Origin of the sequence: Sanguibacter sp. Leaf3 (genome assembly GCF_001425965.1) — a bacterium.
Lineage (GTDB): Bacteria > Actinomycetota > Actinomycetes > Actinomycetales > Cellulomonadaceae > Sanguibacter > Sanguibacter inulinus.
In genome coordinates this window covers 364,122-382,304 of the sequence record NZ_LMRH01000002.1, presented here as the reverse complement: position 1 = coordinate 382,304, position 18,183 = coordinate 364,122, and the positions used below count along the sequence as shown (strand labels likewise).

The 18,183-nt window shown below is 70.4% G+C and carries 19 protein-coding genes and 1 tRNA gene; 8 read left to right on the top strand and 12 right to left on the bottom strand.

All coding sequences use genetic code 11. The features are described 5' to 3' along the window. Nucleotides 1-6: 6 nt before the first annotated feature. Nucleotides 7-831, top strand: a complete 825-nt coding sequence (locus ASG53_RS09145; RefSeq protein ID WP_056131803.1) for an LPXTG cell wall anchor domain-containing protein — start codon at nucleotides 7-9, stop codon at nucleotides 829-831. Continuing rightward, the gene (locus ASG53_RS09140) at nucleotides 828-1,460 is read left to right on the top strand and encodes a signal peptidase I (RefSeq protein ID WP_082543937.1); all 633 of its coding nucleotides are present in this window, start codon (nucleotides 828-830) and stop codon (nucleotides 1,458-1,460) included. Before ASG53_RS09145 ends, ASG53_RS09140 begins: the two co-directional genes overlap by 4 nt. Before the next feature lie 114 nt (nucleotides 1,461-1,574). Here ASG53_RS09140 and ASG53_RS09135 read toward each other — a convergent pair whose 3' ends face one another. Beyond that, nucleotides 1,575-2,129 (bottom strand): dihydrofolate reductase family protein, encoded by a 555-nt coding sequence (locus ASG53_RS09135; protein WP_056131798.1) that lies wholly within the window; start codon nucleotides 2,127-2,129, stop codon nucleotides 1,575-1,577. 99 nt (nucleotides 2,130-2,228) lie between these two features. On the opposite strand from ASG53_RS09135, the gene ASG53_RS09130 reads away from it, so the two are divergent. From ASG53_RS09130 to ASG53_RS09115, 4 genes are all read left to right on the top strand, one after another. Next, nucleotides 2,229-2,909: a GOLPH3/VPS74 family protein gene (locus ASG53_RS09130; protein ID WP_056131793.1), complete on the top strand. Its 681-nt coding sequence runs from the start codon at nucleotides 2,229-2,231 to the stop codon at nucleotides 2,907-2,909. A 99-nt stretch (nucleotides 2,910-3,008) separates the two neighbouring features. Further along, entirely contained in the window at nucleotides 3,009-4,454 is a 1,446-nt protein-coding gene (locus tag ASG53_RS09125; protein ID WP_056131790.1) for a hypothetical protein, read from the top strand. A 143-nt stretch (nucleotides 4,455-4,597) separates the two neighbouring features. Further along, on the top strand, nucleotides 4,598-5,239 hold the full coding sequence (locus ASG53_RS09120) for a maleylpyruvate isomerase family mycothiol-dependent enzyme (protein ID WP_082543936.1): 642 nt from the start codon (nucleotides 4,598-4,600) through the stop codon (nucleotides 5,237-5,239). Nucleotides 5,240-5,406: 167 nt separating this feature from the next. Beyond that, nucleotides 5,407-5,703, top strand: a complete 297-nt coding sequence (locus ASG53_RS09115; protein WP_056133970.1) for a DUF3253 domain-containing protein — start codon at nucleotides 5,407-5,409, stop codon at nucleotides 5,701-5,703. Nucleotides 5,704-5,904: 201 nt separating this feature from the next. On the opposite strand, the gene ASG53_RS09110 is transcribed toward ASG53_RS09115, so the two are convergent. Both ASG53_RS09110 and ASG53_RS09105 read right to left on the bottom strand, forming a co-directional pair. Continuing rightward, complete coding sequence (locus tag ASG53_RS09110; RefSeq protein WP_056131787.1) at nucleotides 5,905-7,416, bottom strand: dicarboxylate/amino acid:cation symporter; 1,512 nt, start codon at nucleotides 7,414-7,416, stop codon at nucleotides 5,905-5,907. 515 nt (nucleotides 7,417-7,931) lie between these two features. Next, a complete protein-coding gene (locus tag ASG53_RS09105; protein ID WP_056131784.1) occupies nucleotides 7,932-9,110 on the bottom strand; it encodes an alcohol dehydrogenase catalytic domain-containing protein in 1,179 nt (392 codons plus the stop codon). Between the two features lie 77 nt (nucleotides 9,111-9,187). Here ASG53_RS09105 and ASG53_RS09100 point away from each other — a divergent pair, with 77 nt between their 5' ends. Beyond that, a complete protein-coding gene (locus ASG53_RS09100) occupies nucleotides 9,188-9,739 on the top strand; it encodes a TetR/AcrR family transcriptional regulator (protein ID WP_056131781.1) in 552 nt (183 codons plus the stop codon). On the opposite strand, the gene ASG53_RS09095 is transcribed toward ASG53_RS09100, so the two are convergent. After that, nucleotides 9,730-10,302 (bottom strand): YdeI/OmpD-associated family protein, encoded by a 573-nt coding sequence (locus tag ASG53_RS09095; protein ID WP_056131776.1) that lies wholly within the window; start codon nucleotides 10,300-10,302, stop codon nucleotides 9,730-9,732. The two genes, ASG53_RS09100 and ASG53_RS09095, sit on opposite strands and share 10 nt — an antisense overlap. A gap of 82 nt (nucleotides 10,303-10,384) precedes the next feature. Here ASG53_RS09095 and ASG53_RS09090 point away from each other — a divergent pair, with 82 nt between their 5' ends. Next, a complete protein-coding gene (locus ASG53_RS09090) occupies nucleotides 10,385-11,284 on the top strand; it encodes an aldo/keto reductase (RefSeq protein ID WP_056131773.1) in 900 nt (299 codons plus the stop codon). A 101-nt stretch (nucleotides 11,285-11,385) separates the two neighbouring features. Here the strand turns inward: ASG53_RS09090 and uxuA are convergent, their stop codons facing one another. From uxuA to ASG53_RS09055, 8 genes are all read right to left on the bottom strand, one after another. After that, the gene (uxuA, locus tag ASG53_RS09085) at nucleotides 11,386-12,552 is read right to left on the bottom strand and encodes a mannonate dehydratase (protein ID WP_056131770.1); all 1,167 of its coding nucleotides are present in this window, start codon (nucleotides 12,550-12,552) and stop codon (nucleotides 11,386-11,388) included. Between the two features lie 102 nt (nucleotides 12,553-12,654). Next, nucleotides 12,655-15,633, bottom strand: a complete 2,979-nt coding sequence (locus tag ASG53_RS09080) for a glycoside hydrolase family 2 TIM barrel-domain containing protein (RefSeq protein WP_056131767.1) — start codon at nucleotides 15,631-15,633, stop codon at nucleotides 12,655-12,657. Nucleotides 15,634-15,922: 289 nt separating this feature from the next. Beyond that, on the bottom strand, nucleotides 15,923-16,198 hold the full coding sequence (locus ASG53_RS09075; RefSeq protein ID WP_056131764.1) for a Txe/YoeB family addiction module toxin: 276 nt from the start codon (nucleotides 16,196-16,198) through the stop codon (nucleotides 15,923-15,925). Further along, nucleotides 16,195-16,437, bottom strand: coding sequence for a type II toxin-antitoxin system Phd/YefM family antitoxin (locus ASG53_RS09070; protein ID WP_218928379.1), 243 nt, complete (start codon nucleotides 16,435-16,437; stop codon nucleotides 16,195-16,197). The genes ASG53_RS09075 and ASG53_RS09070 overlap by 4 nt, the downstream gene beginning before the upstream one ends. A 77-nt stretch (nucleotides 16,438-16,514) precedes the next feature. Further along, nucleotides 16,515-16,697, bottom strand: coding sequence for a hypothetical protein (locus ASG53_RS19835; protein ID WP_156382728.1), 183 nt, complete (start codon nucleotides 16,695-16,697; stop codon nucleotides 16,515-16,517). A gap of 7 nt (nucleotides 16,698-16,704) precedes the next feature. After that, nucleotides 16,705-16,781: transfer RNA gene (locus tag ASG53_RS09065), tRNA-Val, on the bottom strand. 145 nt (nucleotides 16,782-16,926) lie between these two features. Further along, the gene (locus ASG53_RS09060; RefSeq protein WP_056131762.1) at nucleotides 16,927-17,412 is read right to left on the bottom strand and encodes a peroxiredoxin; all 486 of its coding nucleotides are present in this window, start codon (nucleotides 17,410-17,412) and stop codon (nucleotides 16,927-16,929) included. After that, nucleotides 17,409-17,822, bottom strand: coding sequence for a DUF3052 domain-containing protein (locus ASG53_RS09055; RefSeq protein WP_056131759.1), 414 nt, complete (start codon nucleotides 17,820-17,822; stop codon nucleotides 17,409-17,411). Before ASG53_RS09055 ends, ASG53_RS09060 begins: the two co-directional genes overlap by 4 nt. Nucleotides 17,823-18,183 lie beyond the last annotated feature (361 nt).

Genomic DNA, 18,183 nt, shown 5'->3' with positions numbered 1-18,183 from the left:
ATCGGGGTGCTGACTCTCCTGATCACCTCGTCGTCGATCGCAGCCGCCTGCCCGACAGTCGCCGCTCGACCGGCGGCCGCCCCCGCCCCGCCGGAACAGGTCGTCGAGCTGTCCGCCGACGGGACGACCTACTCCAGGTCGCTCACCGACCTGTTCGGGCCGGTCAGTCTGAGCCCAGGCGACCACGTCGACGGCTCCTTCTGGGTCCGCAACGCGGGTGCACGTCCGGCGCGGCTCACGCTCTCCGTGCGAGACGTCAAGGTATCCGACCCCGACACGCTCCAGGCGCTGACTCTCTCGTCCAGAGCTGTGGGCGGAGAAGGAGGGACCGTCCCTCTCGCGGAGGTCTCCGAGCACGCGACGCTGGCTTCAGGAGAGACCCTCGAACCAGGTGAGGCCACCATGATCGTCTCCACCCTCGCTCTCGAGGACCTGACCGGCCTGCAGGGCCAGCAGAGCACCGTCGATCTCACGGTGCGCGTCACACTCTCAGGTACAGCGACAGGCTCCGCACCCGGCACTGAACCCGTGCCGACCGACACAGCCCCAGAGCCGTTGGGCACGGCCTCCACTCTGCCCGGCGCGACGCCGCCCGGCTCCTCCGAGAGCGGGCAGCGCGCCTCCTCGACCGAAGACGGGTTGCTCGCACAGACCTGGGACACGCGGCTCGCCTCGACGGGGGGCGTCGCCGTCGCGTCGACGGTCGTCGCCGGAGCACTCGTGGCTCTCGGGCTCCTCCTGTGGTTCGCCGCACGTCGTCGCCGAGTTCACGCCAGCGAGCCTGATGGTGGCGGGGCACCGACGTCTGCCGTGGGCGAGGATCGAGCGTGAGCGAGGAGACCCGCCGGTCGCGCGGCAGTCGTCGACCAGGCCGCGACCAGAAGCGCCGTCGCAGCGCGCGGGCGACGGTCGGGCTGCTCGTCGGCACCGTGCTGCTCTCGTGCGCGGCCCTCGTGGCTCTGGTGGCCGTCGTCGTCCCGGCCGTCGGGGGCGCGACGACCTACACGGTGCTCACCCGGTCCATGGAGCCTGGGCTGCCACCGGGCACCCTTCTTGTCGTCCGACCGACCCCGGTCGACGACCTGCGCGTCGGCGACGTCATCACCTTCCAGCTCGAGTCCGGCAAGCCGACCGTCGTCACCCACCGCATCACCGAGGTCCAGCTCGCCGAGGACGACGAGAGGCTCTTCACGACCCAGGGCGACGCCAACGCGAACGCCGACCCCGAGCCGGTCATGCCCGTCCAGGTCAGAGGGTCGTTGTGGTACGCCATCCCGTACCTCGGCTGGGTGTCGAGCCTGCGGAGCAGCGATGCCGCCGACGTCTGGATCCCGGTCGTAGCCGGTCTGGTGCTCTGCTACGCAGCCGTCATGGTCGTCGGGGCCGTCCGGGACCGTCGCCGGCGGCCCGACGAGCCCGACCACGACGGACAGGGGTACGACGGGCCGATCGAGGACTGACAGGCGCAGTGCTGGGGTCCCGCGCCTATCGGTCCTCAGCCTGTCCTCAGGCCGGCGAGGCCTCGGCCCCACCAACCCTCGGTCCTGTCGGCCCTCCTCCCGGCCAGTCCTCGGTCAGGACCGGACGTCGTACACCAACCGTGCGAACTGACCCACCGCGGTCGCGGAGACGAGGTGCAGGCGGTCTGACTCGACGCGGCGCGGGAGGAGCGGCGCCCCTCCCGTGAGCGCCACGGGCGCGACCGACAGGGCGATCTGGTCGAGCGCACCGACGTCGAGGAGCTGACCGGCGAGGTCGCCGCCGCCCACCACCCAGATGTCCCCGTCGCCAGCCGCCTCACGGATCGCCGGGAGCGCGTCGGCGACCGGACCGGAGACGAACCTGACGTCGGCGCCGTCGGGGACGGGCAGGTCGCGGGTCGTGAAGACGAAGGTCGTCTTCTCGCCGTGGAAGTCCTGCCACTTCTCCGGGTGGGCGAGGATGTCCTGCTCGGCGAGGATCCACTCATAGGTGGTCGAGCCCTCCACCAGCACGGCGGCGTCGGCCGGGAACAGCCCCGCGTCAGGGGTCTCGCCGTTCTCGACGGCGAACAACCACGCCAGGGAGTTCTGCTCGTCGGCGATCCAGCCGTTGATGGTGGTCGCGGTGTCGAAGATGATCTGTCCCATGACCGCGACGCTAGACCCGTCCACCGACACGGGGAAGAGCGACGCTGAGGACGGTCTGACCGGCCTCCTCGCGGGTTCCCGGCGCTAGGCTCGGTGCCCATGACGACCATCACGGAAGACTTCCTGCTGCTGGTGCTCGACGGGGCGACGGGCAAGCCGCGGCTCGACAGCTCGTCGCTCTCCCTCGGTCTGGCCGGAGGTGTGCTGCTCGATCTCTCGCTCGCCGGGAGGGTCACCGTCCCTGAGCGCGGAGCGCCCGACGCCGGTCGGGTCGTGATCATCCCTGGACCGACTCTCGGTCATCCCGTGCTCGACACCGCACTGTCGATCATCGCCCGCGACAAGCCCCACAAGCCCGAGACCGTCGTCTCCCGCCTGTCGAAGAACCTGCGTGAGGCCGTCTTCGCGTCGCTCGAGTCACGAGGGATCGTCCGGCGCCACGAGCAGAAGGTCCTGGGCATCTTCCCGAGCACAGCCTGGCCCGTCACCTCACCCCTCGCCGGAGACACCGTCCGGCAGCGCCTCTGGTCCACGCTCGTGCTGAAGCAGGATCCTGACGCCCCGACAGCCGCGCTCGTGGCGCTGCTGCTCGCGACAGACTCGCTGCACAAGGCGCTCCCCGGGCAGGACCGGCGCGCGCTCAAGCAGCGCGCGAAGCAGGTCTCCGAGGGCAGCTGGGCCGCAGAGAGCGTCCGGAAGGCGATCAGCGCCGTGCAGACCGCGATCATGGCATCGGTGATGGTCGCGACGACGGCCGCTGCGACCTCGTCGTCGTCCTGAGGCCGGTCGACCCGTCACCGCTTCGATGGCGCAGAGGCGCTGTCCACAGGTCCGCGATCGCCTCTGTCCCTCGAGCCGAGCCCGCCCTACGATGACGCCGTGACCACCGAAGACACGACCACGGACCGTTCGACTCTCGTCGACCTGCTCGCGCGCTACCGCCGGGTCGCCGCGGCGCGCTCGTACGACGAGTCGCTCCAGCTCTCGCTCCCCCGTGTCACCGACGCGAGCCAGGCAGATGCGGAGATCCTCGCTGCCGCCGGACGTCCGCACGACGCCGTCCGCACCCTCGGGCACGACGAGGCCGTCGCGGAGCTGCGTCGGCTCGGCACGCAGTGGTCGGTGGCCGAGGCAGCCTCGGTCTGGGTGGCGGGCCTCTGGTCGGCGCCGTGGGCGTGGCGCCCCGCACTCACCGGGACCCTGCTAGCGAGTCGGCTCCCGGACCACCCCTTCACGCCGTATGGCGTCGACACGGCGGGCGGCGCGCACAGCGTCGACGGCCGGTCACCCGCGCCGGACTCCATCTCTGCGTCGACCCCGACCACGTCGCCGTGCCGGGTGTGCGGGACGCAGGGGACGACGAACGTCGCGGTGACCGACGCCTGGTCGATGCGCCATCTCGACGGTGCACCGATCGACGGTGACGTCGTCGGCCACGTCCTCGCGCTGAGCGAGCTCGAGGGTCGCGAGCGGCCTGTGTCGAGCGAGCACGACCTCTGGACCTTCCGCGCGATCCTCACGGTCCTGCGGACGCTGCCGCAGGGCACGAGCCAGTCGAAGGCGCGCGCGGCGCTCAAGCAGGCGCGTCTCCTCGACACCGTCTCGCCCTACGCCGTCGGCTCGGCCCTCGAAGAGCTCGCGCTCGTCGGCGTCGTGGCGACCGCGTCACGACCAGGGCTTGCCGAACGCTGGTCCGACTACTCGGAACGAGACGAGCGTCCGAGCGTCCGGGTCGAGGTGCAGGCGCCCCTCGCGTGGTGGAGCTCTTCGGACGGGCTGCGGGACAACGTCCTCCGTGAGGTCTTCGGAGGGCTGCTGCCTCCTGAGACCTTGTCCACGGACGTCGACCTCGACAGCCCTCACCCGACGCCGGTCCCCGCTCGCGGTGCGACCGTGGCCGCCGCGACCCGTGCCCGCGAGCGCGCGCTGTCCCGGCCGGCGACGACGTCGGTGCCTCGATCGGTGGGGTCAGGCCCGGCCGCTGCCGGAGACGTGTGGGCCATGCGGGTCGCTCCCGACGCGTGGGTCACGCTCTACGTGTGGGCTGTCGAGGAGCTGGGCGGTCGCCCGTACGCGCGGGTCGAGTTCCTCGCGGGTCTCTCCTCCGCCTTCCCGAGCCCGGCGGAGCGGGCCGAGGTGCAGCCGCGCTACGACGGCCGGTGGTGGTTCTTCGCGCACTCCTTGGACAAGACACCGGGGGCTCGCAGGATCCTGCAGGACGCTCCGGCACCGACGGTCGCGTCTCCCGACCCGGACCGGACCTCCAACGGTGCGGCCAAGAACCTGGGTCACCTCGCCCGGGCCTGCTTCCCCGAGCTGCACTGAGCGGGTCGACCTCAGCGGTCCCGCACGGTCGCCCAGATGCCTCCGGGCAGCCGGCTCGTCATGCTGGGCGCTCTTGACGCGTCGCTTCCCGCACGGAAGCATCACGCACACGTCGCCCCGTCAGACCAGCCCGAGGAGCTCCCGTGACGCGCACGACCAGCGAGCAGCACTGGGAGATGATCCGCGCCGAGCGCGGGCGTCTTGGGGACGACCTCGAGGCTCTGCGGCCTGCGGAGTGGTCCGCACCGACCCTGTGCGCAGACTGGTCGGTCGAGGACGTGGTCGCCCACCTGACCGCTGGGGCGAGCATCGGACGGTGGGGGTGGCTGCGGAGCATCGCGGGGGCAGGTTTCCGGCCCGCAGTCCACAATGCGCGGCGCCTCGCCGAGCACCGGGGTCCGACGCCGGCACAGACCCTCGACCGCTTCCGGGGTGTCGTCGACTCGCGCGTCGCACCGACCGGCGACCTGTGGGCGTGGCTGGGCGAGGTGGTCGTGCACGGCTCTGACGTCAGAGAGCCTCTAGGGATCAGGACCGCACCGGATCCTGACGCGGTCCTCGTCGTCGCGGAGGGGTACGTCCGCAAGGACTTCGCTGTGGCCTCCCGCTCCACGGCGAGAGGCCTCCGCCTTGTCGCGACCGACAGCAGCTTTCGCGCCGGCGACGGGCCGACGGTCGAGGGCACGACCCTCGACCTCGTCCTCGCGATGGCCGGGCGTCCGACCGCCGCGTCGCGGTTGCGCGGGGATGGTGCCTCAGTGCTCGTCGAGCGTCTGCCTCTCTGACACGGAGCCCGGGACAGCGAGCCTCCGAGACGCCGCACCTGCGCAGTGACGTGGCGGAAGCGATGCGCGCTCGATGCCCGGCGCCCACTGCCCGTCCCTCGTGGTGCTCGGAGGATCGCCTCACGGTGCTCTCGCAGCACGCCGCTGGCGGGCGCATACTCGTCGGGATGAGCGACGACACGCACCAGACCCAGGCCAGAGCATCCGGCCCGGTCGACGACGCGTCGATCGAGGCGACGATCCTCGACCTCCTGGCCCAGCGGGCAGACACCTCGTCGATCTGCCCGTCGGACGCAGCGAGGTCGATCGGCGGCGAGGGCTGGCGTGACCTCATGGACGACACCCGTCGCGTCGCACGCCGGCTCGTCGCCGAAGGGCGGGTGCAGATCACGCAGGGCGGGACGGTCGTCAACCCTCTCGAGGCTCGAGGCCCGATCCGGATCCGCTGGCCCCGCGGGTCCTGACCTGGCGCGCAGGGCGCGCGCAGCGGGAGCAGCGGCAGCAGCGGGCGCGCTGTCGGCGCGGCGGACGCACTGCTGGTTCCGAGGATTCGCCGCTGGCGAGAAGAGAGCTCACAGCCCCCAGACGCACTGAGCCCGCTCGCGCGGGTGCGAGCGGGCTCAGTCGACGAGTGTCCCGTCAGGACGCTCTCTATGCTGCGGCAGTCAGGACCTGCGGTCCCCGTCGGTGCCCTCGGGCACCGGAGCGCCGGTGACCGTCGGCGCACCGACAGTGACCGGGGTCCGCGACTCCGCCTGCGCGTCCTCGACGACGGCCTCGGCCTCGGCCTCGTCGTCGTCCGCGAACAGGTCCTCGGACGTCGCGGCACGGTACTGCTCTTCGTCGAGGATGCCTTCACGCTTGGCCACGATGACGGGCACCAGCACCTGGCCCGCGACGTTGACCGCGGTGCGGCCCATGTCGAGGATCGGGTCGATGGCGAGCAGCAGACCGACACCCGCGAGCGGCAGGCCGAGGGTCGAGAGCGTCAGGGTCAGCATGACGATCGCGCCGGTGAGCCCGGCGGTGGCAGCCGAGCCGATCACGGAGACGAAGGCGATGAGCAGGTAGTCGGTCACCGAGAGGTCGATGCCGAAGATCTGCGCGACGAAGATCGCGGAGATCGCCGGGTAGATCGAGGCGCAGCCGTCCATCTTGGTGGTCGCACCGAGCGGCACGGCGAAGGACGCGTAGGCGCTCGGGACGCCGAGGTTGCGCTCGGTGACACGCTGCGTCAGCGGCAGGGTGCCGATCGACGAGCGAGAGACGAAGGCCAGCTGGATGGCAGGCCAGGCACCGCGGAAGTAGCTGAGGACGCGGAGCCCGTTGATGCGCAGCAGCACCGGGTACAGCACGAGGAGCACGATCGCGAGACCGATGTAGATGGCCGCTGCGAAGGTACCCAGAGGGGCGAGCAGGTCCCACCCGTAGGAGGCGATCGCGTTGCCGATGAGGCCGAGCGTTCCGAGCGGGGCGAGACGGATCACCCACCAGAGGATCTTCTGGATGATCTCGAGGGCCGACCTGTTGAAGGTGAGGAAGGGCTCGGCCTTGCGCCCGACCTTGAGGGCGGCGATGCCGACGGCGAGTGCCATGACGACGATCTGCAGCACGTTGAAGGACAGCGAGGTGCTGGCGGTGACGCTGCCGCTCTCGGCGACCTGCGTGCTCGTGTTCGCACCGAGACCGAGGAAGTTCGCCGGGAGCAGGCTGTCGAGGAAGTCGAGCCACGAACCCGTCCTGCTCGGCTCGGAGCCGTCGGCGATGTCGAGGGTGGTGTTCTGCCCCGGGCGCATGATGACCCCGAGGGCGATGCCGACGGCGACCGAGACGAGCGCCGTGATCGCGAACCACATGAGCGTCTTGGCGGCCAGGCGGGCACCGTCGGCGACGTGCCGGAGGTTGGTGATCGAGGCGACGATCGCGGTGAACACGAGCGGCGGCACGAGGGTGCGCAGCAGGAGGACGAAGGACGAGCCGATGGTGTCGAGGGTTGTCGTCAACCAGTTGGCGCCGCCCTCGGGTGTGCCGTCGTCGACGGTGCCCATGGACAGTGCCCACCAGCCGAGCAGGACTCCGAGCACGAGCGAGCCGATGATCTGGACGCTGAAGGAGGGGGCACGCAGGCGGCGCCTGCGGGTCGACGGGGTCTGTTCCGTCGTGGTCGAGCTGGTCACGTGAGGCCTTTCGGTGGTGGCAGGCAAGCAGGCTGGCGGGCATCGTGGCGCGGCCATGACGACGGGAGACAAGGTCGTGGAGGCGGGCACGCCAGAGGGATGCAGACGATGCAGGTGACGCGCCGGAGCGGACCGTTCAGGTCAGGGGCGACGCGAGTGCGGCATGGGCGAGCGCGGGCTCGGCTCGGGGTGCGGCGACGGCGAGCAGGCGTCGAGGGTGGCGCAGGAGCGCTGGCGACGACGCGAGGTGAGACTCAGCCGAGGGTCAACAACAGCAGGGCAGACAGCAGGTGGACTCCGTCAGCGGGCTCGCGTGACCGAGGTCAGCGGCGCGGTGAGCGGGGTCGTTCCACCCGAGTGTCACAGTCTGTCTCCTGAGGGATCGTGGCGCGGAGTACCCGCGACGAGCAATGCTAGCCACTGCTCCCGGCCTGTTCAACAGGTGGGAGGGACGAGCTGCTCCGTAGTGCACTGCCCCCTCCCCACCCAGCACTCTCAGCACTCCTGTGCGCCGGTCAGGGCACCTGCGTCGTATCGCCCTGGGGGCCACCCATCTCTGGGAGGCTCACCACGAGCTTCTGAGCAGAGACCCCACCACGCAGCGTGTCGAGCGCACTCTGCAGAGCACCTAGATCCGTCCCGACCACCTGCGGCCGAGGAAGCAGCTGGTGCCGGCCCTCGGCCAGAGCGCGCGGGAGATAGCCGGACCAGACGGCAGGTCCGACGTCGCTGGTCGCGATCGCGCTCCCCCAGACGAACCGCGCCCGCACACCGTGCCGCAGGCAGCGGGCCTGGAGCGCGACGTTCGACCAGACCAGGCGAGTCATCAGGCGCACCCGCGACCAGGCGAGCCCGGGGCGGCGAGGCTGGTCGTAGAAGGACACCGACGGGCTGGTCAGCGCGACCCGCCGGGCGCCGGTCTTCGCAGCGATCTCGACGCAGGGCTCGGCCGAGCCCACGGCGATCGCCACGACGCCCACCACACGTGCTCCGCGGGTCGCAGCGACGACCGACGCGACGACGTCGTCGGCGCGGTAGTCGAAGACGGCCTCCGCTCCGAGCGTTTGCATCGTCCCGTGGTGCTGCGGCGAGGCTGTGGTGATCACTCGGTACCCGGCAGCGCGGGCGAGCTGGACGGCGTTGCCGCCCACGCTCGTGGACCCGCCCCACACCACGACGACCTCGTCGTCGGCGGTCCGGTCCTGGTCGAGCCGGATGTCGTCGAGCCGGGTGTGGTCGAGACCCAGCTGCGACGTCTCGAAGAGTGCAGCCGCAGCCGTGGACAGTGCGAGCGGCAGCACCACGGCATCCTCGAAGGCGACGTGGTCCGGTATCGGTGCCGCGAGCGCCTCGTCGACAGCCACGAGGTGCTGGAACCCTCCGCCGGACACGTGGTCGCGTCCCTTCTCCAGACCCGTCGCGTAGGCGACCAGCCGGTCTCCGGCGGCGAACCGGTGCACCCCTTCACCCACGGCCACGACCACCCCCGCGACGTCTTCACCCAGCACCACCGGGTAGTCGAGCCACCTGTACATGAGGCGACCGTTGGACTGGATGATGGCGTCGAGCGGGTTGACCGCGACGGCACGCACCTGGACCACCACCTGACCAGGGCCCGGAGTGGGGACCGGTGACGGCCGGACGACCAGGTCGGCGAAGGGAGCCTCGATCCACGCGGCGGAGTTGCTGGTCATGAAGAGCTCCAGAGATTGGTGATGACACGATGTGACATCACTCTAGATCCGATGTCACTCCGTGTCATCATGGGGTCATGCCCCGATGGTCCCCCGACGCCGCCCTCGTCCTCGAAGAAGCCGCCATGGCCCTGTTCGCCGAGCACGGGTACGCAGAGACGACGGTCCCGCAGATCGCCGAGCGCGCCGGGCTGACGACCCGGACGTTCTTCCGGCACTTCGCCGAGAAGCGGGAGGTCGTGTTCCTGCGCGACCGCGAGCTGCCGACCGCGGTGCGCACGATCCTCGAGGCCCTCCCCACAGGCCTGGGCAGCAGTCAGCTCGTCGAGCAGGGGCTGAGCCGGGCTGCGGTCGAGCTCGAGCAGTGGCGTGCGCCGATCAGCCGACGAGACGCGATCATCCAGACCGACGAGCACCTGCGCGAGCGCGAGCTCCTCAAGCTCGACCACCTCGCGGCCGCGATCGAGCAGGGACTCGTGGCCCGAGAGGTACCGGCGGCAGAGGCGCACGTGGCCTCGAAGGTCGCCGCGCTCGCCTTCGACCTCGCCCTGCGGCGGTGGCTGGATGCCGAGGGATCGTCGCTCCAAGACGAGCTCGACCGAGCCTGGTCCGCTCTCCGTCAGGTGTAGTGCTTCTCCCCGCGCGCCGCCTTCTCGACGACGTCCTGGATCCGCGCGGCCCGGACCGACGGCGTCTTGATGCCGCTGAGCCGGAAGTAGATGCGGAACTTCTCGACCTTGGTGAGGCCGTCGATGAAGGCCGCGGCAGCGGGGTGCGTGGCGAGGGCCGCGAGGAGGTCGGCGGGCGCCACGGCGTCCTTCTGCCGGTACGCGGCATCCCAGCGACCGTCAGCCTGAGCCCGGGCGATCTCGGCAAGGCCACCGGGCTGCATGCGCCCCTCCTCGATCAGCCGCGCTACGTGCTCACGGTTGATCTGCGACCACGGGCTGTTCTTGCGGCGCGGGGTGAACACGTTGAGCATGAAGTTGTCGTCGAGGCGCTGAGCCTGACCGTCGATCCACCCATAGCAGAGCGCCACGTCGAGCGCCTCGGACCAGGTCATGCCGACGGCCTTGGACGTCTTCTTCCGCAGCTTCAGGCGCACTCCGCCGGGATCGGGCGACCCGGCGAGGTACTGCTCCCACTGCTCGACGGTGACATCGAGCACGGGCTTGTCGGCGACACTGACCATGGTCGTCATCGTAGCGACGGGTGCTGACAGGGGTACCAGCAGCCCCTCCCGGGCTGCACAGACTGTGCCTAGGTTGGGAGGCATGGCACAGACACCCATCCCCACGCTGACCCTCAACAACGGCGTCACCATGCCCGCCCTGGGCTACGGCGTCTTCCAGACGTCTCCTGACGAGACGCGCACCGCGGTCCAGACCGCGCTCGAGACCGGGTACCGCCACGTCGACACGGCTGCTGGCTACGGCAACGAGCGCGAGGTCGGCGAGGCGGTCCGTCAGTCCGGCCTGGCTCGCGAGGACGTGTTCGTCGAGACGAAGGTCTGGATCAGCGACTACGGCACCGACGCGACGCTGCACGCCTTCGACAAGAGCGCGGGCAAGCTGGGGCTCGACCAGATCGACCTGCTGATCCTGCACCAGCCGCTCACCACCCGGTTCGACCTGACGCTCGAGGCCTACAAGTCTCTGGAGACGCTGCTCGAGGCCGGCAAGGTCCGGGCGATCGGCGTCAGCAACTTCATGGAGCGAGACCTCACGGCCCTCCTCGAGGCGACGACGGTCGTCCCGGCCGTCAACCAGATCGAGGTGCACCCGTACTTCAGCCAGCCCGAGGTCCGCGCTCTCGGCGAGAAGCACGGGATCCTCACCCAGGCGTGGTCACCGATCGGTGGGATCACCTTCTACCCAGGCTGGGGCGAGCAGCGCCGCAGCACCCTCGACGACCCGGCCATCACCGCCGTCGCCGAGGCGCACGGCGTGACCCCGGCCCAGGTGATGCTCGCGTGGCACCTGCAGCAGGGTCGCTCGGCGATCCCCAAGTCGGTCACGCCGCACCGCATCACCGAGAACTTCTCAGTCACCGGCATCGAGCTCACCGCAGCAGAGCTGGCCTCGATCGACGCACTCGACACCGGCGTGCGCGGCGGTCCAGACCCCGCCACGATGACGCTCGAGAGGTACCACCTCGAGATCCCGGAGGCCTGAGCGCGCCTGGGACGTCAGGAACTGAGGCGCGGCGCGAGCGTGTCCTCGTCGCCGTCGTGCCCCGATGCTGTCGCGGGTACCGGAGGGACCGCGGGCACGGCTCAGGCCAGCCCGAGCGACCGCCGGACCGCCCGCTCGACGCCGCGCAGCTCAGCGAGCCCGCGCAGCCGCCCGACGAGCGAATAGCCAGGGTTCGTGACGCGCCTCGCGTCGTCGAGCAGCACGTGACCGTGGTCGGGCCGCATCGGGATCTGCTCGCCGCGCCGCTCTTCCTCGACCACCAGGGTGGTGATGATGTCGACCATGTCGGCGTCACCGTCGAGGTGCGGCGCCTCGGTGAAGGACCCGTCCGGGTCGAGCAGCACGCTGCGCAGGTGCGCGAAGTGGATGTCCTCGGCGAAGCGCGTCGTCATCGCAGAGACGTCGTTGTCCGCACGGGACCCGTACGACCCGACGCACATCGTCAACCCGTCGCTCGGCGAGGGCGCAGCGTCGAGCACCTGCTGGGCGTCGTCAGCGGTCGAGACCACGCGCGGCAGCCCGAACATCGGCCGGGGCGGGTCGTCGGGGTGGATCGCCATCCGTACGCCGACCTCTTCGGCGACGGGGACGACGGCCTGCAAGAACTCCGCGAGGTGGGTGCGCAGCCGTTCGGCCGGCACGTCGTCGTAGGTGGCGAGCGCCTCGCGGAACCGCACGAGGTCGTAGTGCTCTTCAGCCCCGGGGAGCCCGGCGAGGATCGTCGCCTGCAGTCGGGCTCGCGCGTCGGCGTCGAGGGAGGCGTGCAGCGCAGAGGCTCGTTCCAGCTGGGCGTCGGTGTAGTCGGCCTCCGCGCCGGGACGGCGCAGCTCGAAGAGCTCGAAGGCCGCGAGCGCCGTCGCGTCGAAGCGCAGCGCGAGGGCGCCGTCGGGCATCGGGAAGGCGAGCTCGGTGCGGGTCCAGTCGAGGACGGGCATGAAGTTGTAGCAGACCGTGTCGAGCCCGCAGGCCGCGAGGTTGCGCAGCGACTGCTGGTACGCGGCGACGGCCTCGTCGCGGCGCGGGCCGCCTGTCTTGATGTCCTCGTGGACGGGCACGCTCTCGACGACCGACCAGGTGAGCCCGGCCGCCTCGATCTCCTGCTGGCGCGCCCGGATCTCCTCGACGGGCCACACCGCCCCGTTGGGCAGGTGGTGCAAGGCGGTGACGATGCCCGTCGCGCCGGTCTGCCGGACCTCGGCCAGGGTGATCGGGTCGGTGGGCCCGAACCAGCGCCAAGTGTGCTTCATCGCAGAGTTCTCCTTGTGGCGGGGATGTCCTGATCCTATGAGGCCGGACAGTCGCGCGGGGCGGCCGTCCGGCCTGTGGTGCGGGGTGGTGGAGCTGGGTCCTCAGCCCTGTCGCGACACGAACCGCACGGACACCTCAGCCGTCGTCGCACGCAGCCGCGCGTTCGGCAGCACACCTGGCCCGCAGGCCGCGCTGCCGAGTCCGTGCTGGGCGGCGTCGAGGTGCATCCAGAGCTTCCCGTCCGGGACGAGGTCGTGCGGGTGCGCGGCCGCGTCGAGGGCGGAGTCCGACCAGGGTCGCAGCGAGAGCTCGACCCCGGTCACGCTTCGTCCGCCCAGCCGGCTGGGGCTCGCGTCGAGCGTGAGGTCAGAGCCGTCGGGGAACCGCAGCGCAGCGTGCGTGACACCACGCCGCGCGCCGTTCTCCTGCGGGTGCGTGTATCGCGTCTGCAGCTCGCGCACCGTGTGCACGTAAGAACCGCCGACCGCGGCGACGCGAGAGTCGGAGTAGGACTCCTCAGGCCCGAGGCCGTGCCAGCGCACTTCGACGTCTTCGGCACCAGGCTCGTCGAGCACGAGCAGCACACCGAGGCGCGCGATGCTCTGGCCCCAGCGTCCCTCCGGGACGATCGACACGTGGAGGTCGACGTCGTCGGAGCCGTCGGCGACCGGTCGCCAGGTGTACACGGTCCGGAATCCGTTGCGCGTCCGCGGTCCCGCGGTCCGTGCGGTGACGACGAACGCACCGTCGTCGGTGATCTCGGCGGAGATCTTCCGCTCCGCGAGCAGGTGCAGCCCGCTCTCCTTCCACACGCTCTCGTCGGAGAGATCGGTCCAGCTGCCCTCGCGGCGGTCGTTGTCGGTCGGTGCCCGCCACGCGTCGACGCGCAGCTCGGCGACCGGGCGACCGTGCAGCTCGAGCAAGGTGCCACGCGCGTCGAAGCGCGCATGCCCGACGGTCACGATGCCGTCGGCTGCCTGGTGCGCCCGACCTGTCGCGACGGGCTGGGCAACTGCCGGCGTCACCGTGACCTGCCCGGCCGAGACGACGAAGGGTCCGGCCGCGTCGTCAAACCACGACTCGTCGAGCGCGTCGGCCGTGTGCTGGACGGCTCGCAGGGTCCACCACGTCGGTGTGTGGTCTGGCGTCGGCAGCGGCAGGTCGGTCGGTGGGCGGACGATCGTCTCCTCCCCCGGCGCGAGCCGGAGGTCCTCGAACGTGCCCGAGGCGAGGACGTCGTCGCCGTGGTGCAGCGACCACTCGAAGGTCAGGTGCGAGGTGTCCCGGAAGGCGTAGCGGTTCCGGACGAGCAGCGCGTCACCACCCGGGACCTCGTCGATCCGGACGGGCGCGAAGACCGCCGCCACCTCGATCAGCGACGGGGCGGGCGTCCTGTCGGGCAGCACCAGACCGTCGGCGATGAAGGTGCCGTCGTGGAAGGCCTCGCCGAAGTCCCCGCCGTAGGCCGCGAACTCTGTGCCGTCGGCGTCGCGGCGCGTGAGGCCGTGGTCGATCCACTCCCAGATGAACCCGCCCATGAGCCGCGGATAGCGGTCGAAGATCGCGTCGTAGTCGCTCAGACCACCCGGGCCGTTGCCCATCGCGTGCGCGTACTCGCACTGCACGAAGGGCATCTGCCGGCGGCGGGCATCGGCCTCGGCGCGGGCGAGCGGTGCCTCGATGCCCTGCCCGATGAGCTCGGTCTCCTCGCTCGTGGCGTACATGCGGGAGTAGACGTCGACGTCGTCGGAGGACCAGTCGCCCTCGTAGTGGACCGGGCGGGTGGGGTCGAGCGCGCGCACCGCAGCCGCCATGGCGCTGACGTTGCGACCGCTCCCGGCCTCGTTGCCGAGGGACCACAGGACGATGCTCGGGTGGTGGGCGTCGCGGCGCACCGTGCGGGTCGCGCGGTCGACGAGGACGTCTTCCCACGCAGGGTCGTCCACGGGGTTGCCGGTCCATCCCCCGTCGATGAAGCCGTGGGTCTCGAGGTCGTTCTCGTCGACGACGTACAGCCCGTGCTCGTCGCAGAGGTCGAGGAAGTGCGGGTGCGGCGGATAGTGGCTGGTGCGGACCGCGTTGACGTTGTGGCGCTTCATGAGGAGCACGTCCTCGAGCATGCGCTCGGGTGTCACAGCCCGTCCGCGCAGCGGGTCGAACTCGTGACGGTTGACGCCGCGGAGCTTCACGGGGGCACCGTTGACGAGGAAGACGCCGTCCTCGATGGACACGGTGCGGAAGCCGGCGCGAAGCGTGATGGTCTCCCCCGGTGCTGTGACGATGACGTCGTAGAGCCGCGGGCGCTCGGCGCTCCAGGGCTCGACGGTCGCCGTGGCGGTCTCCCCCGCAGCGACGTCGATCCCGAGCTCGGGCACGGTGACGCGTCCGCCGGTCGCTCCCTCGACGTCCACGGTCAACGACCCCGTGCCGGTGAGGTGGTCGAAGTCCGCGAGCACGCGGGCGTGCGCGACACCAGCCTCCGGACGGTGCTCGAGCGTGACGCTACGGAAGATCCCCGACAGCCACCACTGGTCCTGGTCCTCGACATAGCTGAGCGCCGACCACTGCGTCACGCGCACCGCGAGCAGGTTCTCGCCCGGGACGGCGACGTCGGTGATGTCGATCTCCGTGGGCAGACGGGAGCCGTGGGAGGTGGCGATCGGTGTCCCGTTGAGCGACACCTCGAACCACGAGTCGACACCTTCGAACCGCAGGTAGGCGCGCCCGCCGGTCGCCCACCGCTCGGGGAGCTCGAAGGTGCGGCGGTACTCCCCCGTCGGGTTGGCGTCCGGGACGAAGGGCGGCTCGACCGGGAAGGGGTAGAGCACGTTGCTGTACGCCGGGGTGCTGTAGGGCCAGGCGTCCGGCGCACCGGCGAGCTGCCAGTGTCCGGGGACCTCGATGGTGTCCCAGCCGTCGCCACGGTCCGCCGGGTCTGCACCGGTGTCGGCCGACGGGAACAGCCGGAAGCGCCAAGGACCGTCAAGACTCACCGAGGCGGCATCCGACGATCCGGTCGGCGGGCGGAACCTCGCGGGGACGGTCCCGGTCGGCAGGCTGACGGTGTCGTGACGGGTCACGTGGGCTCCTCAGACGTCGGTGTCAGCGACGACTCCCGAGGCCACGGCAGCAGATCACGCCGCAGGTCAGAGCAGGGAGAGCCAGGGCGTCGTCGCCGTGTTCAACGATGAACACTATCCGGGTCCGTCGACAGCGCTCAACCGGCACGTCTCTCTGATCGAGACTGGCGACTCGATCCGATCGACCGTAGAGAGACAGCCCGTCACGTCCGCGAGCTACGGGGTCAAGACCTCGTCGAGGAGTTCCCGGCAGCACCCACGCCGTCCGGCACGCGGTGGGTCGAGACGGTCAGGAGGAGTAGTGGAACCGGCATGCGGCGACACGTATCTCGTCTCCGACCACCTTGTAGACGAGCCGGTGCTCGTCCGTGATGCGTCGCGACCAGTAGCCGTGCAGCCCGTGCTTGAGGGCTTCGGGCTTGCCGATGCCGACATTCGGGGAGTCGTCTGCGGCACCGCGGGCGATGTCCCGGAGCAGATCGTTGATCCGCCGGAGGACGCGTCGGTCCTGACCTTGCCAGTAGAGGTAGTCGGACCAGGCATCCTGGTCCCACACGTACCTCACTCGAGCAGCTCGCCCTCGGCCCCCTGGCCTGACTCGAGCCTCTCGATCGACGACAGCAACCGCCGCGCGTTCGCCGGGTTCTGCAGGAGGTACGCGGTCTCCTTGAGCGACTCGTAGTCCGCCAAGGACACGATCACCACGGGCTCACGCCCAGCCCTGGTGATGACGACCTCCTCCCGGTCGTCGAGGACCGCGTCGAGAGTCTCTGCGTAGTGCGCACGGGAGTGCGAGTAGGTCATGGTCTTCACGAGCACCTCCTGGGTACAGGATATTGTACGTCGGCAGACCAGGTCTCGGCAGCTCTTCTCCGGCACGATCACCACAAGCGCAGTGAGCGATTGACATCCTGGAGCTCAGTGAGAGCCTCGTGACGTCCTCCGGCGGCGAAGGCCGCTCCGGACACGTCCGGTTCGTCGGCGGTCCAGCGGTCCTCGGCTTCTGTGCCGACATCACCAAGGGCGACTTCCGGACGTTCGGAGCAGGCCAGTGGATCGAGCACGACGTGATGGTGGGCCCGGAGGGACTCGAACCCCCGACATCCACGGTGTAAGCGTGGCGCTCTAACCAGCTGAGCTACAGGCCCTTGAACGAGCGGTCGACACACTACCTGGTCGGACGGCTCTGCGGCAGCCACCACCCGTACGACGATCAGTACCTCTCGTCACCCGACTGGCGATGCCGGACAGACTGAGGCGTCGCAGCAGCCGAGCAGCACCGCCTCGGTGCCGTCAGAGCGCCGCGACAGCCTCGAGGTACCCCGAGAGGTCCCGTCGCTCCCCGCTGCCGTTGACGACAGCCCACCGCACGACACCCTCGGCGTCGACGAGGAAGCTCCCCCGCACCGACCGCCCGCGCTCCGCGTCGAAGACGCCGTACGCCCGGGCAGCCTCACCGTGCGGCCAGAAGTCCGACAGCAGGTCGAAGCCGAAGCCCTCCTGCTCGGACCACGCCTTGAGCGAGTACATCGCGTCGCAGGAGATCGCGAGCAGCCGCACCCCGGCCGTCTCGAGAGACGACAGGTTGTCGCGGAGCTCGCACAGCTCTCCTGTGCAGATGCCCGAGAAGGCGAAGGGGTAGAACACGACCAGCACGGGTGTGCCGCGCAGTGCGCTGAGGCGCACGGGGGTGCCGTGCGTGTCCTTCAGCTCGAAGTCGGGAGCGAGGTCACCGACGACGGTGGCTGCGACGTCTTCCGTGCTGGTCGTCTGGTTCACTTGCCGCGGCCGCGGGTGGCGAGCTTGGTCGCCGCCCAGTCGGGTGCGATCGCGAAGGTGGTCGTGGCGTGCAGGCCTGCCGTGGTGCCGGCTTCCTGGATGTCGCTGTGACCCACGTGGCCCTCGCGTCCGGGCTTGGGCGTGAAGATCCAGATGATCCCGCCGTCGTCGAGGACGGTCTGGACGTCGACGAGGGCGTCGGTGAGGTCACCGTCGTCTTCGCGCCACCAGAGGATGACCCCGTCGCAGACGTCGTCGTAGTCCTCGTCGACAAGATCGGTCTGCGTGATCTCCTCGATGGCCTCTCGGAGGTCGTCGTCGACGTCCTCGCCCCAGCCGAACTCCTGGACAACGAGCCCTGAGGCGAAACCGAGACGGTCCGCATCTTGAGGCTCAGTGGTCGCTACCACGGTGATGTCGTTCCCTTCACGCGAGTGCCGGTCGCAGGTCCGCGCCGGATAGATCGATGGTGGCAAACGTAGCCCACCTCACGCCACGTCGCTCCCGGTATGCCTCAAGGATCGCGAACGTGTCGCCCACCTGGCAAGCAGATCGCCCCTCTCGAGGTGCCGCCCGACCCGGGGAGCCCGGGCGCGCCGACGGGTCCGCAGCCCACGCCTCAGGCGCAGAATCACCGCAGACCGCCCCAGAACACCCGCTGTCACGAACGTCACGTGCTCTCCACAGCCCGGCAGGTGGCTTTACCCCTCGCGATGCGATGAGAATGGACGGATCGACCGGAGTTGACGAAGCCTTTGCGCGCAGCACACA

Excerpts from the sequence above, each read along its gene's own strand:
- ASG53_RS09135 (WP_056131798.1), bottom strand. The coding sequence starts at position 2,129 with ATGGGACAGATCATCTTCGACACCGCGACCACCATCAACGGCTGGATC.
- ASG53_RS09130 (WP_056131793.1), top strand. The coding sequence starts at position 2,229 with ATGACGACCATCACGGAAGACTTCCTGCTGCTGGTGCTCGACGGGGCG.
- ASG53_RS09115 (WP_056133970.1), top strand. The coding sequence starts at position 5,407 with ATGAGCGACGACACGCACCAGACCCAGGCCAGAGCATCCGGCCCGGTC.
- ASG53_RS09105 (WP_056131784.1), bottom strand. The coding sequence starts at position 9,110 with ATGACCAGCAACTCCGCCGCGTGGATCGAGGCTCCCTTCGCCGACCTG.
- ASG53_RS09100 (WP_056131781.1), top strand. The coding sequence starts at position 9,188 with ATGCCCCGATGGTCCCCCGACGCCGCCCTCGTCCTCGAAGAAGCCGCC.
- ASG53_RS09095 (WP_056131776.1), bottom strand. The coding sequence starts at position 10,302 with ATGGTCAGTGTCGCCGACAAGCCCGTGCTCGATGTCACCGTCGAGCAG.
- ASG53_RS09090 (WP_056131773.1), top strand. The coding sequence starts at position 10,385 with ATGGCACAGACACCCATCCCCACGCTGACCCTCAACAACGGCGTCACC.
- uxuA (WP_056131770.1), bottom strand. The coding sequence starts at position 12,552 with ATGAAGCACACTTGGCGCTGGTTCGGGCCCACCGACCCGATCACCCTG.
- ASG53_RS09070 (WP_218928379.1), bottom strand. The coding sequence starts at position 16,437 with ATGACCTACTCGCACTCCCGTGCGCACTACGCAGAGACTCTCGACGCG.